We start from the raw sequence: 16,959 nt of genomic DNA on the forward strand, positions 1-16,959 counted from the left end.
GCCTTTCGAGGGGTGAAACGTGGGGAGGAAGGAGACGGGGAGCAGGGGCAGGAGGGGACGCTCGCGGATCAGGACGTCGCGGCGGCCGCCTCCAGCTCGGCCAGGACGAGTTCCTCGACGCCGTGCGCGGTCTCGGCGACCGTCGGCCGGTCGAAGAGCTCCCGCGGCGAAAGGTCCGTACCGAAGAGCGCGTTGATCCGCGACGCCGCACGCAGGGCGAGCAGGGAATCGCCGCCGAGGGTGAAGAAGTCGTCGTGGACGCCCACCCGTTCGACGTTGAGGAGCTCTTGCCAGACCTCGGCGATCAGCACTTCCGTGGCCGTGGCCGGCGGTTCGTACCGCATGCCCGTCGCCACCCGCTGCGCCCCCGCGGGCAGCGCCCGCCGGTCGACCTTGCCGTTCGCGGTCAGCGGCAGCGCGGCCAGGACGTCGAAGGCCGCCGGCAGCATGTGGTCCGGCAGCGAGGCCGCCAGGTGCCGGCGCAGTGCGGCGCTGTGCGGGACCTCCGCCCCGTCCGCTGCGACCAGATGGGCGACCAGCACCGTGCGGCCGTTCTCGGTGTGCGGGACGACCGCCGCGTCGCCGATCGCCGGATGGACGGTCAGGGCGGCCTCGATCTCGCCGGTTTCGACGCGGAACCCGCGGATCTTGACCTGGCCGTCGGTGCGGCCGAGGAACTCCAGGGTCCCGTCGGCCCGCCAGGCCACCAGGTCGCCGGAGCGGTACATCCGCTCCCCCGGCCCGCCGTACGGGTCCGCGGTGAACCTTTCGGCCGTCAGCCCCGGCCGCCCGAGGTAGCCGCGGGCCAGGCCCGCTCCGGCGATGTACAGCTCGCCCGGAACGCCCACCGGAGCGGGCTCCAGCGCGTCCGTCAGGACGTACACGCGGGTGTGGGCGATCGGCGCGCCCAAGGGAACCGGGCCCGCTCCGCCCGCGCCGCGCAGGTCATGCGTGGCGGTGAAGGTGGTTGCCTCGGTGGGACCGTAGCCGTTGGTCAGGCGCAGCCCGGGATGGGCGTCCCGTACGCGCCGGCAGTGCTCTGGCGAGAGCCGGTCGCCGCCCGCGATCAGCTGGCGCAGCCCGGTGAAGGCGCTGACGTCCTCGTCCACGATCTGGTGGAACAGGCCGGCGGTGAGCCACAGATGGCTGACCTCGCACTCCTTGAGGAACCGGCCCAGGGCTGCGGCGGTGGGCAGCCCGGCGGGGTGGACGGCCAGCCGCGCGCCCCTCAGAAGCGCCGCCCACACCTCGAAGGTGGACGCGTCGAAGGAGAGGGAAGCGAACTGCGCGACGGTGTCGCCGGGCGCGACGTCGGTGTAGGCGGTCTCGTGGACGAGCCGTACGACGCCCCGGTGCGTGGTCAGGACACCCTTCGGGGTGCCGGTCGAGCCGGAGGTGTACATGACGTACGCGAGGTGGTCGGGAAGGAGGCCCGGGGCCGGGTCGTGGGCCGGGGACGCGGCGATCAGCGCCCGGTCCCGGTCGAGGTCCACGATCCGCGCCGGCGAGGAGGGCAGCCGCTCCCGCAGTTTCTCCTCGGTGATCAGCAGCCGTACTCCGGCGTCGCCGATCATGTACGTGAGCCGGTCGAGCGGGTAGTCCGGGTCGAGGGGGACGTAGGCCGCCCCCGACTTGACGACCGCGAGCAGCGCCGTGATGCCGTGGGACCCGCGCTCCAGGCACAGGCCCACGCGCTGGTCCGGTCCGGCGCCGAGGGCCACCAGGTGGTGGGCGAGCCGGTTGGCCCGCTCGTTGAGTTCCCGGTAGGTGAGTTCCTCGTCCCGGTAGGTGAGCGCCACGGCGTCGGGGTGCTCGGCCACCCGCGCCTCGAACAGCTCCGGCAGGCAGGCCTGAGGCAGGTCGCCGGCCGTGTCGTTCCACGCCCGTACCGTCAGCTCTGCCTCGTCGTCCGTCAGCATCGACAGCCGCGCCACCGGCTGGTCCCCGCCGCTCGCCGCGATGCCGGCGAGCAGAACCTCCAGGTGGCCGCAGAGCCGGGTGGCGGTCTCCTCGTCGTACAGCTCGGCGTCGTAGGCCAGCGTGTACGCCAGGTCGTCGCCGGCGTAGGCGATCAGGTTGAGCGCGTAGTTGGTGGCCGCGGTGCCCTCCAGGCCGCGCAGGCGCAGTCCGTGGGCGGCGGCGGCCTCCTCGTCCGTCGGGTAGTTCTCGAAGACGACGAGGCTGCGGAAGAGGCCGGCGCCCCGCTCGGCACCGCTCCAGCCCTGGATCCGGGGCAGCGGCACGTACTCGTACTGCCGGGCCTCGACCTGGCCGCGCTGTACCTCGGCCAGCCAGTCGGCGACGGGCGCGGACTCGTCGATCCGCACGCGCACCGGCAGCGTGTTGATCAGCATGCCGACCATCGAGTCGACGCCGGCCAGTTCCGTCGGGCGCCCGGAGACCGTCGCCCCGAACACCACGTCCTCCTGCCCGGCGTGGCGCGCGAGCAGCAGCGCCCAGGCTCCCTGGATGACGGTGTTGACGGTGACCCGGTGCTGACGGGCGAAGTCGAACAGCTCCCGTGACACGTCCGGGGACAGACGGCGGGCACACCTGCCGGTGGAGCGGGTGCGGTGGTCGGCGGCGGTCTGCCGTACGAAAGGCAGCGCGGTCGCCGCCTCGAAGCCCGACAGCAGATCGCGCCAGTACGACTCCGCTTCGTCCAGGTCCTGCCGCTCCAGCCACTCCACGTACGCCCTGAAGGGCCTGCGCGGGGACAGGACCGGCTGCTCACCGGCGGCAAGGGCCGCGTAGGCGGTGTACGTCTGCGTCAGCAGGTCGAAGGTCGACCAGCCGTCCAGCAGGACGTGGTGGAAGGCGCACACGAGGCGGACGGTGCTGTCGGAGAGCCGGATCAGGGTCAGCCGCATCAGCGGTGCCGTGGTCAGGTCCAGGGGCCGCTCGCGGTCCTCGGCCAGGAAGCGGCGTACGGCCGCCTCCTGCTCCCCGGCGGTCCGGGCCCGCCAGTCGAGGTGGGTGACGGGCACCTCGGCCCGGCGCTCGACGACCATGAGCGGGCGTTCGGTGTCCTGCCAGACCAGCGAGGCACGGAGCACTTCGGTGTGGTCGGCGACGCGCTGCCAGGCCGCGGCCAGCAGTCCGGGGTCGCGCACCCCGTCGAGGACGAAGGTCATCTGCTCGACATAGGCGCCCGGTTCGGCGAGGGTGTGGAAGAGCATGCCGCTCTGCATGGGCGTGAGCGGGTAGACGTCCTCGACGTCCCGGCCGTCCCCCGCGATGCGGTCGACGGCCGCCTGGTCCAGCCCGGCGAGCGGGAAGTCGGACGGGGTGGCCCCACCGCTCTGCGGCAGCAGACAGTGCGCGATCAGGGAGCGCAACGCGGTCACGAACGCCTCGGCGAGCCGCTGGACGGTCGCGGTGGCGTGGGTCCCGGGGGAATGGATCCAGTCGATGCGCAGTTCGCCGTCGCCGACGGCGGCGACGATGTCGATGAGGTGCGGGCGGGGCTGTTCGGGGGCCTGGTCCGCGCCGAGTGCTTCCAGCCGGGCCCGGACCAGGCCGCTGTGACTGGTCGTGCCGTCCCACTGCCCGAGGTAGTTGAAGCTGATCTGGGGCCGCGGGACGTCGGCGAGCGCGGTGTGCCTCGGGGTGCCGGGCTCGGACAGGTGGCACAGGGCGCCGTAGCCGAGGCCGCGGCCCGGGACGGCCCGCAGGTGCTCCTTGAGGGTCTTCAGGGCGCGGCCCCAGTCGCCGCCCGGTACGTCGAGGGTGACGGGGTGGATGGTGGTGAACCACCCGACGGTCCGGGACAGGTCCACGTCGTCGAACAGCTCCTCCCGGCCGTGGCCTTCGAGGGCGACGGTGACGGGGGCGTCCGCCCAGTCGCCCAGTACCCGGCCCAGCGCGGTCAGCAGGACGTCGTTGATCTGTGTGCGGTAGGCCGCGGGCACGCGCTGGAGGAGGTCCTCGGTGTCCGCCCTGCTCAGCCGCACCGAGGCGGTGACCGTGGTGCCGAAGGTGTTCGGGGCGCCCTGGGCGTCGCACGGCAGGGGCCGCACGGCCGCGGACACGTCCTGCCAGTGGGCGATCTCGTGGTCGAAGCCGCCGGAGCGGACGTGGTCGGTGAGCCGGCGCGACCACTGCTGGTAGCTGCTGGACTTGGCGCCCAGGTCGACGGGACGGCCCTCGGCGAGCTGTCCGTAGGCGGTGGCCAGGTCCTCCAGGACCACCCGCCAGGACACGCCGTCCATCACCAGGTGGTGCACGGCCAGGAAGAGCCGTGGCGGCCGGGCGGCGCCGAGCCGGAAGAACACGCCCTTCACCAGGGCGCCGGCCGCGAGGTCCAGGGAGCGCTGGGCGGCCAGCGCCGCCTCGCCGAGGGCAGGGTCGCGCTCCTCGTCCCCAAGGGCGGACAGGTCGCGTACGGAGAGCACGCCGGCCTGGCCGTCGCCGTACTCCTGGATCCACCCGGAGCCCTCCCGCGCGTACCTCATGCGCAGGGCGTCGTGGTGGTCGGTGACCGCGGCCAGGGCGCGTTCGAGCAGGGCGGTGTCGGTCTCGGGTGCGAGTTCGACCTGTACCGACATGCCGTAGTGGTCGGGACTGACGGTGTGTTCGTCGAAGAACCACCTCTGCACCGGCGTCAGTTCGGCCCGTCCGGAGACCTCCTTGGGGCCGGCGGCGGCATCGTCGGCCGTGGTGACCACCCCGGCGAGGGCGGCGATGCTCTGGTGGACGAACAGCAGCTTCGAGGTCAGCAGGAGACCGGCCTGCCGGGCCCGGGAGACCACCTGGATGGAGAGGATCGAGTCGCCGCCCAGGTCGAAGAAATTGTCGTGGACGCCGACCCTGCCGACGCCGAGGACCTCCGCCCAGACCGCGGCGAGGGTCTCCTCGGTCGCGTCGCGCGGTGCGGTGTAGTCGGCGCCGGGCGCGCCGTCCTGGAGCACGGGCTCCGGGAGCGCGCGCCGGTCCACCTTGCCGCTGGGGGTCAGCGGCAGCCGCTCCAGCGGCATGAACAGCGCGGGCACCATGTACTCGGGCAGTGATCCGGACAGGTGGGAGCGGAGCTCGCCGGCCGTCGGCTCGCCGTCGGTCACCAGGTGGGCGACCAGGCGCCTGCGCCCTTCGTCGTCCTGGTGGACCACGACGACGGCGTCCCGGACCTGGGGGTGACGGGCCAGCGCCGTCTCGATCTCCCCGAGTTCGATGCGGAAGCCGCGGATCTTGACCTGGTCGTCGGCGCGCCCGAGGTACTCCAGGCTGCCGTCCGCTCGGCGGCGTGCCACGTCGCCCGAACGGTACATGCGCTCGCCGGGCCCGCCGTAGGGGTCTGCGGTGAAGCGCTCGGCTGTCAGAGCCGGCCGGCCGTGGTAGCCGCGGGCCAGGTGGGGGCCGGCGATGTAGAGCTCGCCCGGGACGCCGACGGGGACCGGCTGGAGCGCGGCGTCCAACAGGTGGATACGGGTGTTGGGCAAGGGGGTGCCGATGGGCGGGACGGCGCCGCCGGCGAGCGGGTCGCTCATCGCGGCGACGACAGTGCTCTCGGTCGGGCCGTAGGCGTTGATCATCCGGCGGCCCCGGGACCAGCGGGCCACGAGGTCGCCCGTACTGGCCTCGCCGCCGACGACCAGCGTGCGCAGTCCCTCCAGCCCGTCGGGGACGAGGGTGGCCACGGCGGAGGGCGCGAGCAGCGCGTGGGTGATCCGTCGCTCGCGCAGGAAGGTCTGCAGCGCCTCCCCGACGACCGGCCCGTGTGGCGGCAGGACGAGGGTCGCCCCCGCGGGCAGCGCCATCAGGAGTTCCATGACGGCGCCGTCGAAGGAGGACGAGGCGAACTGCAGGACGCGGCTGTCCTCGGTGACCTCCAGCCGTTCGATCTCGGCTGAGGCGAGGTTGCCGATCCCGCGGTGCGGTACGAGTACGCCCTTGGGCGTGCCGGTCGAACCCGATGTGTAGATCACGTACGCCAGATCGGCGGGGTGGGGCGTCACCCGTGGGGCGGTCCGGGGCAGGGCCGCCAGCAGGGCGCGGTCCCGTACGAGGTCGACGAGGGTGGCGTCGGTCCGCGGTAGTTCGCGCAGGAGTTCCGTCCGGGTGACGACGATCCGGGCGCCGGAGTCACGGAGCATGAAGTCGAGGCGCTCGGAAGGATAGTTGGGGTCCAGCGGCAGGTAGGCGGCGCCCGCCTTCATGATCCCGAGCAGGCCGACGACCAGGTCGGCGCCGCGCTCGACGCACAGGCCGACGAACCGGCCCGGGCCCGCGCCCTGTGCTGCCAGGTGGTGGGCGAGCTGGTTGGCGCGCTCGTCAAGCTCCCGGTAGCTGAGGGTGGTGTGGGTGTCCTCCACGGCGGGCGCGTCGGGACGACGCCGTGCCTGCGCCTGCACGAGCTGCGGGATGGTCCCTTCCAGGGCCGCCGCACGGGGGCCGCGGCCGTCCCGCGCGGCCTGGCGCAGCTCGTCCTCGGTCAGCAGGGGCAGTGCGCTCAAGGCGCGGCCGGGCTCGGTCAGGGCGGCGAGCAGCAGGGTGTTGAGGTGGCCGGCGAAGCGGGCGATGGAGGCTTCGTCGAACAGGGCCGTGCTGTAGCCCACCCGGGCGGTGAGTCCGTCACCGGTGTCGAAGAACTCGACGGTCAGGTCGAAGGGCACGGCCTCGCGGTGCACCGGGTAGTCGGTGACGCGGACGCCGGGCAGTTCGAGTTTCCCGTCGGGGGCGTTCTGCAGGACGATCACGGCCTGGACGACCGGGGTGCGGCTGGTGTCGCGCTCGGTCTGGACGACCGGGGCCAGGCGCTCGAAGGGGACGTCCTCGTGGGCGAACGCGTCCAGGACGGTCTCCTTGACCTGTCCCAGCAGCTCTTCGAAGGACAGGTGGGGTTCGACGCGGGAGCGCAGGACGACCGTGTTGACCAGGAACCCGACCAGGTTTTCCAGGTCGCGGTGGCCCCGGCCGGAGGAGGCGGTGCCGACGACGACGTCCTGCTGGCCGCTGTAGCGGGCGAAGACCGTCTTCACTGCCGCGGTCAGGGCCATGAAGAGGGTCGCGCCCCGCTCCTGGGCCAGCGCCTTGAGGGCTGCGGTGGTCGCGGCGGGGATCCGGAATTCGTGGACCGCACCGGCGGAGGAGCGTACGGCCGGGCGCGGCCGGTCGGTGGGCAGCTCCAGCGGGGCGACGCCGTCGAGGCGTTCGCGCCACCAACCGAGCTGCTTCTCCAGCAGCCCGCCGTCCTGCAGGCGGCCCCGCTGCCAGGCCGCGAAGTCCGGGTACTGCACGGCGGCGTCGGGCAGGGAGGCAGGGTGTCCTGCGGCACGGGCCGCGTAGAGCTCACCGAGCTCGCGGGTGACGATGCCCATGGACCAGCCGTCGGTGACGATGTGGTGCATGCCCAGCACGCACACGTGCTCGTCGGGGCGCAGGCGTACGAGGAGTACGCGGACCAGAGGTCCTGCCTGGAGGTCGTAGGCGCGGGCGGTTTCGGCGCGGACGAGGTCGCGCAGCCGTTCCTCGCGTGCCTCCTCCGCGGTGTCCGTCAGATCGGCGGTCGTCCACTGCGGGGGCAGTTCAGGATGGACGACCTGGACGCCGCGACCGCCGACGACGCCGAAGGTGGTGCGCAGCGACTCATGGCGGCCGGTGAGGTCCACGGCGGCGGCGCGCAGGGCGGCGGTGTCCAGGTCGCCGGTCAGCCGCAGGCCTACGGCGGTGTGGTACTCGGCGCTGCCCGGGTCGAAGTCCTCCAGGAACCAGAGCCGTTGCTGACCGAAGGACATCGGCAGCACGTCATCCCGGGGGGACGCGGGGATGGGGGCTTCCTCGAAGGACTCCTCGGGCGTGACGGAGGCGGCGAGTCCGGCGATGGTCGGGGTGTCGAACAGGACGCGGGGGGACAGTTTGATGCCGAGGGCCTGCCGCATCCGGGAGACGGCGCGAACGGAGAGGATCGAGTTGCCGCCCAGGGCGAAGAAGTCGTCGTGGACACCGACGGGTGCGACGCCCAGGACCTCGGACCAGACTCCCGCGACGGTCTCCTCGACGGCGGTGCGGGGAAGGACGCGGTCGGTGGCGGCGCTGTCGGCGAGCGTGCCGGGTTCGGGCAGGGCCTTGCGGTCCACCTTGCCGTTCGGCGTCAGCGGGAGGGTGTCGAGGACGACGACGGCCGAGGGGACCATGTGGTCGGGCAGTGTGCCGGCGAGGTGGGCCCGCAGCCCGCCCGGGGACGGGCGGCGCCCGGCGGCGGGTGAGACGTAGGCCAGCAGGTTGCTGTTGCGGGTGAGGACCACGGCCTGGGCGATGTCCGGGTGGAGCGCGAGCGCGCTTTCGATCTCGCCCAGTTCGATGCGGAAGCCACGGACCTTGACCTGGTCGTCGGCGCGGCCCAGGTACTCCAGGGTGCCGTCGGACTTCCAGCGGGCGATGTCACCGGAGCGGTACATGCGCTCGCCCGGGGCCCCGTACGGATTGGCGATGAAGCGCTCGGCGGTGAGACCGGGCCGGCGGTGGTAACCCCTCGCCAGGCCCGTACCCGCGATGTACAGCTCGCCGCGCACGCCCGCCGGGACCGGTTCCAGGGCGTCGTCGAGGACGTAGATCCGGAAGTTGGCGATGGGCTTGCCGATCGGCGGTACGGCCGCCCCGCCGAGCGGGGCGCTCATGGTCGCGCAGACGGTGCTCTCGGTCGGACCGTACGCGTTGACCATCCGGCGGCCCCGGGACCAGCGCGCCACGAGGTCGCCCGTACTGGCCTCGCCGGCGACGATCAGCGTGGCGCCGGCGGGCAGGCCGCGGCCGTCGGGCAGGACGGCGACGGTCGCCGGGGTCAGGGTCGCGTGGGTGACGCCGTGCTCGGCCGCGTAAGCGGCGAGCGGCTCACCCGGCGCGAGGGTCTCCTTGGAGCCCATCACCAGCGCGGCGCCGGTCAGGAGGCCCATGCAGACCTCCCAGAAGGCCGCGTCGAAGCTGGCCGAAGCGAACTGCAGAACGCGGCTGTCGGACGTGACGTCGAAGGCCTCGGCCTGCACGGCGGCGAGGTTGCCGATGCCGGTGTGGGAGACCAGCACGCCCTTGGGCCGGCCGGTGGAGCCCGAGGTGTAGATGGCGTAGGCGAGGTCCTGGGGTGCCGGGGCCACGTCGGGGGCGGTGGCCGGGTGGGCCTCCAGGGCGGCCCGGTCGGCGGTGAGGTCCAGGAGGGCGGCGTCGGTGGCGGGCAGCCGGTCACGCAGTTCTCGCTGGGTGACGACGATCCGGGCGCCGGAGTCCTCCAGCATGTAGGCGAGCCGGTCGGCCGGGTAGGCGGGATCGAGCGGCAGGTAGGCGGCGCCTGCCTTCATGATGCCGAGCAGGCCTGCGGCCATGGCGGCGCCGCGTTCCACGCAGAGCCCGATCAACTGGTCACGCCCGGCGCCCAGTCCCAGGAGGTGGTGGGCGATCTGGTTGGCCCGTTCGTCCAGCTCGCGGTAGCTGACCGGACCCCGCTCGTCGATGACGGCGGTGGCGTCTGGGCGCGCGGTGGCCTGGGCGGTGAACAGCTCCGGGAAAGTGGCGGTGGGGACCTCGCGCGCCGTGTCGTTCCACTCCCTGACGACCTGCTCGAACTCGGCGTCGGTGAGCATCGGCAGCGCCGTCAGGGGGCGGGACGGGTCGGCGGCGGCCCCGGTGAGCAGCACGGTGAGATGGCCGGCCAGCCGGGCGGCGGTGGTCTCGTCGAAGAGGGCGGTGCTGTAGCGGACGCGGACGCGCAGCTCCGCTGCGGACACCTCGACGGACAGGTCGAGGGGATCGAACTGCCTCTGCTGCGGCGTGAGTTCGTCGCAGGCCGTGACCATGGCGCAGGTGAAGGGGGTGGTGCTGGTGTCCGGCTGCGGGGCGAGCGCCGCCACGAGGTCAGCGAACGGGAGGCCGTCGTCGGAGAAGGCGTCGCGCTCGCTGCGGACGGCGTCCCGCAGCAGCGACTCGAAGGGGGCTGCCGCGTCGACGGCGGTGCGCAGCACCACGGTGTGCCCGGTGCGGGGGGAGACGGCACCCAGGGCTATGTCCTCCTGCCCGGAGTAGCGGGTGAGCACCGCGGTGAAGGCAGCCGCCAGGACCGCCGACGGCGTGGCCCCGGCTGCGGCGGCGAGCCCGGTCAGGGCAGCGGCGGCGGAGCGGGGAAGAGGGCACTCGTGGACCGCGGTGCTGGTGGAGCGGATGACCGGGCGCGGTCGGTCGGTCGGCAGATCGAGAGGGGCGACGCCCTTCAGCCGGTCTCGCCAGCGCTCCACCTGAGCGGGGAGACCCTGGTTTACCGACGCGTCGGCGCGAGCCACGTTGTACCTCCAGACGGGGCGGCTTCCAGATGTAGGACATGGGCATGCCAACGGTGTGGCAGCCCGGAAGCCGGCAAAAGGGGATGCGGAGCGGGGGGCGGGGAGAGGGGTGGGGAGCCGGCCCGCCGAACGCGTCGGCCGGGCGGGACGGTGTACCGCGGTGACTCGACTCGGCGCCGGTGGAACCGGTGACGGGAGGCGGGGGCGAAGGTGGGGGGCGAAGGTGGGGCGGTGCGGCTCAGGCAGCGGCGGCACGCCGGGCGGAACGGCCGCCGAGTTGCATGAGGGTGGCCTCGCCGGTGTCGGGGTCGGTGACGAACCGGCCCGTGTACGGGGCCTCCTCGGCGTCCAGGCGCCGGGCGGTGAAGACCAGGTGGTCGTGCAAGGTCATGTCGGCGACGAGGCCAGTGCCGTCGGACAGGCGCAGGCCGGTGGCGCCCTTACCGTCGGCCCAGCGGACCGAGAAGTACGTGTCGCCGTTGCGGTACTCCCCCAGCAGGCCGCCATGAGCGCTCGTAGCCGCCGCGGTCGCGGTGGGCACGCTCGGCCGGTAGTCGCCGACCGGCACGCCCCGCGCGCGCAGTTCGTCCACGACGTCGGCCCACATCAGGGTGCCCGTGGTGGAGTTGGTGGTCAGCGCCACGGCGGTCCCGGTACCGGGATGGAAACGCAGGTGGGCGGTTGCCCCGTCGACGGTTCCGTCGTGGCCCAGCCAGTCACCCTCGGGGGAGGCGTAGTGGGCCAGGCCCAGGCCCCAGCCGTCGGCCATGCCGAAGGCTTCGGCGGCGGGTTCCCGCACGTGCATCGCGGCGCGCAGCTCCTCCTCCAGCAGGCTCTCGGAGGCCGGGTGGGTTCCCAAGTGCAGCCGGGCAAAGGCGATCAGATCGTCGGCGCTGCCCGCGAGTCCGCCGGCCGGCGCCCAGGTGCGCGGCAGGAACAGGCCCACCGGCTGCGCTCCACCCCGGCCGGGCCGGACGACGTGGCAGGTGGCCGACTCCCGGGTGACGGAATCTCCGCTGCCCAGGAACAGCGGCTCGATACCGAGCGGACGGAGAAGGAGATTGTCCATCGCTGCCTGCCACTTCATGTCGGCGACGGACTCGATGACCCGGCCGAGAATGTTGTAGCCGGAATTCGAATACGAGAAGCAGGCGCCGGGAGCGTACAGGGGGGACGTGGTCGCGAGACTCGCAGCATAACGGGCCAGCGAGGACTCCTCGGCATTGTCGAGCTCGTGGTCCGCGACCAGTCCGGCGGTGTGGGTGAGCAGATGCCGCAGAGTGATGGAGGACGGGAATTCGTCCGCCGCTCCGTCGAACTCGGCCAGGTACTCGCCCAGCGGGTCGTCCAGGTCGAGTTCGCCGTCGGATACGAGCTGGGCCACCACCGTCGCGGTGAAAGCCTTGGTCACGGAACCGAGAGGGAACGCGGTAGCCGTGGTCAGCGGCTCCGCGGTCCCGGAATGTGCCACCCCGACGGCCTCGGACCGGGTCCGGCCCGCCTGGTGGACGGTCAGCTGCACGCCGGGAACCGAATGGCCGTGCGCGATCTCACGCAATCGGGCGGCCGGGAATTGCCCTTCCATGTTTCCCCCTCGTCGAGCGCCTTCGGTACGGGTAGCCGCACCCCCGAGGGTGCGGCTACCCGTACCCCCTCATCTTCGGTCACTTGATCGAGTCAGGGCAAGGGCTTTCGATATAAGGCAAAGATGCAGGTCAGATAGGGTTCTTCGACCACGGGAGAGTGGCCTGGACCCTGGTGGGTCCACCGGGTGGACTGGTGACTTCCAGCCGCCCGCTGAGAGCGGCGGCACGGTCCTCCAGACCGCGCAGGCCCGTTCCGGACCGCACGCAGGCCCCGCCGGCGCCGTCGTCCGTGACGGAGACGACCAGGTGGCTGTCGTCCTGCTCCAGACTCACGTGAATGGACGTGGCGTACGCATGCTTGACCGTATTGGCCAGACATTCGGCGATGATGTAATAGGCCGTCGATTCCACGTCGACGTCCGGTCGCCGGTCGAGGCTGCTGGACACCGTGACGGGTACGTGGAATCTCTCGGTCAGGGCCGTGACCGCCGCGTCGAGTCCACGGTCGCTCAGTATGGGGGGCTGGATTCCCCGGACCAGGTCACGTATCTCGTCGAGCGCCTTTCGGATCTCCTGGTGCGTCTCGTCGACGAGTCGGGCAAGGTATTCCGCGTCATCGCTCCTGCGGCGTTTCGCGTGCGAAAGGTGCATGAGGAGAACGGCGAGTCTGGCCTGGGCTCCGTCGTGCAGGTCCCGTTCGAGCCGGCGGTAGTCGGCGTCGTTGACCCGCAGGGCCGCTATGCGCTGCCTTTCGGCGGCCTCTTCCCGGCGCTGCGCCTCCGCCTCGTCGATACGGCTGAGGATTCCGCGCACCATGCGGGCGCGCAGCTTCCCCATCCAGAACAACAGGCAGACCAGCACGGCGAAGGCGAGCACGGCCGCGAGCGCGACCAGCACGCGCGTGGCGGGCTCCGCCACCAGGATCGTGTTGCCGGGCCCGAAGGCCAGTTGTTCGGGCGCCCCCACCGGCAGGGCCACGATGAAGGCGACCAGGGGAATCATCAGAGCGGCGAGCGGGACCAGCCAGACCGTGCCCAGCAGCAGCAGGCCCAGGTACCCGATGTCGTCCCAGCTCGCCTCCGAGGAACGGCCGCGCTCCTCCCGCAGGGCCGCCCGGTGCGCCGGCTCGCCGGGCACGGAGTCCCCGGCGACGGAGTGGGCCAGCAGCCGTTCCAGGTCGGCGACCGCCCGTAGCAGCGGCAGGCTGAAGGAGAGGCCGTCGCGCAGGGCCGCCATCCGCGCCGGGACTTCCCGCAGGGCATCGCGCAGCGCCTGCCCCTGCCCGGGGGTCGTGCTCTTCCCCGTGCCGATCCCGGCCAGCCGGGCCAGACGCGCCCCGCCGCGCACGCACAGGGCCACCGACATCGGCAGTCCGACGAGCAGCAACCACGAGACGGCGCGCAGCACCAGGGAGATGACGACCAGTGGGGCGACCAGCAGACCGACCAGGCTGCCGACCGAGAGGTAGATGAGCCCGGCCGCGACGCGGTAAGGATTCGGCAATTTCACGGAACTACGAACCACTACATTTCACTCAGTGCCGTCGTGCGGCCGTTCTATGCCGCGCAGATAGTCGAGTACCGCCAGCACGCGCCGGTGGTTCTCCCCCGAGTTGGGGATCTTCAGCTTGCCCAGGATGGAGGTGACATGCTTTTCGACGGCGCGTTCTGAGATGCCGAGCCGGTTGACGATGCCGCTGTTCGTCAGACCTGTAGCCATGAGTTCCAGCACCTGGCGTTCCCGGGGCGTCAGCAGGTCCGTGGCCCGCTTTTCGCGCGGACTGCCGATGAACTGCTTGAAGATGTCGGAGTCCAGGACGGTTTCGCCGCGCCGGACCCGCTGCAGCGCCGAAAGGAACTCCTCGAAGTCCCCGACCCGCTGCTTGAGCAGATATCCCGTACCGCCGCGGGCGTTACGGACCAGTTCCTCCGCGTACGTGGGTTCCACGTATTGCGACAGCAACAGGACGGCGGTGTCCGCGCAGCGCCGCTGGATCTCGATGGCTGCTCGGATGCCCTCGTCGGTGTAGGTGGGCGGCATGCGCACATCGAGAATCACCACATGGGGCCGAGTGTTCTCCACCACGTCGAGCACATTCGTGGTGTCACCCATGGAAGCGACGACCTCTATTCCCTCGTCCGCCAGCAGCCGCGCTATTCCTGCGCGCAAGAGCGCGGAATCCTCGGCGATCGCGACGCGCATGAAGACTCCTGCTCGTGAGGATCGTGCCATTGGGCGGACTCGGCCGCCGAACGGTGCCCTTGAAGTAGATCTGAGTGTCTGGGGGCGCTCAGCATAGGGGCGGCCGGGCGGGGAACGCTACGCCAGCCGCCGCACCACACCCTATGCCCCAGTTCACTGACGCGAAGTGATGGCAGCCACGCCTCCCCGCCGCACCAGTCGTCCGACGGCCGACAGGCTCACCACCACGCCCACCAGGAGGCAGGCTCCGGCCAGTGTTCCCAGCAGAGCCCACGGCACGCTCAGCGGCGCCTCGCCGCCGAACACCGTGAGCGCTCCCCGGTAGGCCCGCGCGCCGAGAGCCACCACGGCCGCTGCGATCGCGACCCCGACCAAGGTGGTGCCGAGTGTTTCCCACCATGCCATCCGGCGGAGTTGTCCCGTACTCACGCCGACCATGCGCATGCCGGCGATCTCGCGCCCGCGCCGGCTGTACGACATCACGAGCGTGCTCGCCACGGCGATCAGCGCGTACAGGGAGGCGGGGCCCGTCAGGACCAGCAGCACGAGCTGATTGAGGCGGTCCTGGTCGGTGGCGGCGTGCTGGAACCAGAGGTCCGTCGGGGTGACCTTCACGCGCTCCGGGCCCAGCCGCCGGGTCAGTTCCGCGGCGACCGACGCGACCGGGCCCCCCGATGCGGCGTCCAGCACGACGTCCGCCCGTGCCGGCGCCGCCGCCGTGTCCGGAGCGCCGGCGGGCAGCAGCAGATGCGGTACGGCGGACCCGCCGTCCAGGACCGCGGTCACCCGTGCCCTGACCGGTGTGCCGCCGAACAGCCCGTAGGTGATCTCGCTTCCCGCGTGGTGCCCGTACCAGTCGGCGAACTCTTTGGAGACCGCGACCTGACCGGGTACGAGCGGCCCGAGAGCCCCTTCCGTGACGGTGATCCGATGGGCGCGTGCGAGGGCGAGAGGGTCGGCGACCGCGGCCTGGTCCTTCCACACCGAGTGTGGTCCGGCCACCGCGACGTCCACCGGCGCGGGCGCCGACACCGCCGCGACCCGCACGTCGGCGCGCAGCAAGGCCAGTTCACCCTCGGTCAGCCCACCGCCCCCGGCCGGCTCGACGACGAGCTGAGCCGCCGTGCGGGCCCGGTCGTCGGCCTCGGTGGCCGCGCGGGTGGTGGACATCACCGTGGTGAACACCCCGACGATCGCCACGATCGCCAGGACCGGCCCCACCAGTGACGCGGTTCGGCGCCGGGAGGTACCGGCCGCCTCCACCGCGAGCCGCCCGGCGACGGGGTCGGCCCAGCGCAGCGGTAGCGACACGAGGCGCAGCAGCGCCGGAAGGTAGAGGGGACCCAGCAGGGTCGCCGCGACGGCCAGCGCCATCGTGCCGAAGAGCGCCAGCGGAGTAGCCGCCTCGGCACCCGTGTTCGGGGCCAGAGCCAGCATCACCGCGCCGGTGACGAGCGTCAGCACGCCCATCACGGCGCGTCCGGCGGTCATCGTGTGAGAATCCAGGTCGGCTTCCCGCAGCGCCTCCGTGGGCCGCACCCGCGCCGCGCGCTTCGACGCGGCGAGCACTCCCGCCACCGCGATGACCAGGCCGCTGCCCGCCGCCAGCATCAGCGGCCCGAACAGCGGTCCCGGTCGCAAATCCACCGGTGACAGACCGGTGCCGTTCAGAGCGTCCACCGCGTGGGGCGCCGCCACTGCCGCGACGGCGCAGCCGATGAGAGCGGCGGGCACGGCCACCGCGAGGGACTCGCCCATCACCATGCGGCGCACCTGCGCACCGCCCGCGCCGACCAGCCGGAGCAGACCCATGTCACGGCGCCGCAGAGCGATGCTGAAGGCGCAGGTGCCGGCGATGACGAAGACCGTCACGAACGCCGAGACCACACCGGCGATGGCCAGCACGCTCTGCACCCCGCCCATGTCCAGCGCGCCGCTGGAGAGCGTGCGGGCCGTGCCCGTACCGTCCGTGAGCGTCACGGACGCCGCTGCGGCGCCCGAGGGCTGCTCCACCGCCCAGGTGGCGGCCAGCGCGGAGGCCGAGACCCCGATCAGCGCAACACCGAGGGCGAGCGCCACGAACGTACCGGCGAAGAGCGCCCAGTAGTGGCGCACCGACTGGAGCGAGATGCGCCACATCAGCCCTCCCACAGGCTCAGCTGGTGGGCGACCGCGTCGGCGGTGGGATGATCGAGCCGCCCGACGACCTTGCCGTCCGAGAGGAAGATCACCCGGTCCGCGCATGCGGCGGCCGCCGGGTCGTGCGTGACCATGGCGACCGTACGGCCGGCCCGGTCCACGGTGTCCCGCAGCAGCGCCATGATCTGCCGCCCGCTCCGCCGGTCCAGGGAGCCGGTGGGCTCGTCGGCGAAGACGATCTCCGGCTCGGCCACCAGCGTCCGCGCGATCGCCACCCGCTGCTGCTGCCCGCCGGACAGCTGCGCCGGCCGCCGGCCCGCCTTGTCCTCCAGGCCCACCTGGCGCAGCGCTGCCATGACCTGCGCCCGCTTGACGCGGCCGCCCCGGAGGCGGAGGGGCAGCGCCACGTTCTCGTAGGCCGTGAGCATCGGCAGCAGGTTGAACTGCTGGAAGACGAAGCCGATGCGATGACGCCGGACCTCCGTCAACTGCCGCTCGCTGCACGCCGCCAGATCCGTGTCGCCGAGGAGGACCTTCCCGCTGTCGGGCCTGTCCAGACCTGCCGCGCAGTGCAGCAAGGTGGTCTTGCCGGAGCCGGAGGGGCCCATCACCGCGGTGAGGGCGCGCGTCGGGAAGCCCACGCTGACCTCGTGGAGCACGGGCACGGGGCCTGCGGCGCTGGGGTAGCTCTTGGAAACGGATGCGAGGTGGACGGCGGGCAGCTGGATGTCGGTGAGCAGTGACATAACCCCAGTTCAGCAGAGGGT

The 16,959-nt window shown here is 72.3% G+C and carries 6 protein-coding genes; all 6 read right to left on the reverse strand.

What is annotated here, in order from left to right; genetic code table 11:
* Positions 1 to 68: 68 nt before the first annotated feature.
* Entirely contained in the window at positions 69 to 10,265 is a 10,197-nt protein-coding gene (locus tag ACWDX7_RS24570; protein ID WP_451489373.1) for an amino acid adenylation domain-containing protein, read from the reverse strand.
* 238 nt (positions 10,266 to 10,503) lie between these two features.
* A complete protein-coding gene (locus ACWDX7_RS24575) occupies positions 10,504 to 11,850 on the reverse strand; it encodes a serine hydrolase domain-containing protein (RefSeq protein ID WP_451489372.1) in 1,347 nt (448 codons plus the stop codon).
* A 130-nt stretch (positions 11,851 to 11,980) separates the two neighbouring features.
* Positions 11,981 to 13,354, reverse strand: coding sequence for a sensor histidine kinase (locus ACWDX7_RS24580; protein ID WP_451489371.1), 1,374 nt, complete (start codon positions 13,352 to 13,354; stop codon positions 11,981 to 11,983).
* A 27-nt stretch (positions 13,355 to 13,381) separates the two neighbouring features.
* Positions 13,382 to 14,053, reverse strand: coding sequence for a response regulator transcription factor (locus ACWDX7_RS24585; protein ID WP_451489370.1), 672 nt, complete (start codon positions 14,051 to 14,053; stop codon positions 13,382 to 13,384).
* Positions 14,054 to 14,206: 153 nt separating this feature from the next.
* On the reverse strand, positions 14,207 to 16,192 hold the full coding sequence (locus ACWDX7_RS24590) for an FtsX-like permease family protein (protein WP_451489369.1): 1,986 nt from the start codon (positions 16,190 to 16,192) through the stop codon (positions 14,207 to 14,209).
* Complete coding sequence (locus ACWDX7_RS24595) at positions 16,192 to 16,938, reverse strand: ABC transporter ATP-binding protein (protein WP_451489368.1); 747 nt, start codon at positions 16,936 to 16,938, stop codon at positions 16,192 to 16,194. The genes ACWDX7_RS24590 and ACWDX7_RS24595 overlap by 1 nt, the downstream gene beginning before the upstream one ends.
* Positions 16,939 to 16,959 lie beyond the last annotated feature (21 nt).

Source organism: Streptomyces sp. NPDC003034 (genome assembly GCF_053591375.1).

Bases quoted from the DNA above. Each gene is read 5' to 3' on its own strand.
- ACWDX7_RS24585 (WP_451489370.1), bottom strand. From the start codon at position 14,053: ATGCGCGTCGCGATCGCCGAGGATTCCGCGCTCTTGCGCGCAGGAATA.
- ACWDX7_RS24590 (WP_451489369.1), bottom strand. From the start codon at position 16,192: ATGTGGCGCATCTCGCTCCAGTCGGTGCGCCACTACTGGGCGCTCTTC.
- ACWDX7_RS24575 (WP_451489372.1), bottom strand. From the start codon at position 11,850: ATGGAAGGGCAATTCCCGGCCGCCCGATTGCGTGAGATCGCGCACGGC.
- ACWDX7_RS24595 (WP_451489368.1), bottom strand. From the start codon at position 16,938: ATGTCACTGCTCACCGACATCCAGCTGCCCGCCGTCCACCTCGCATCC.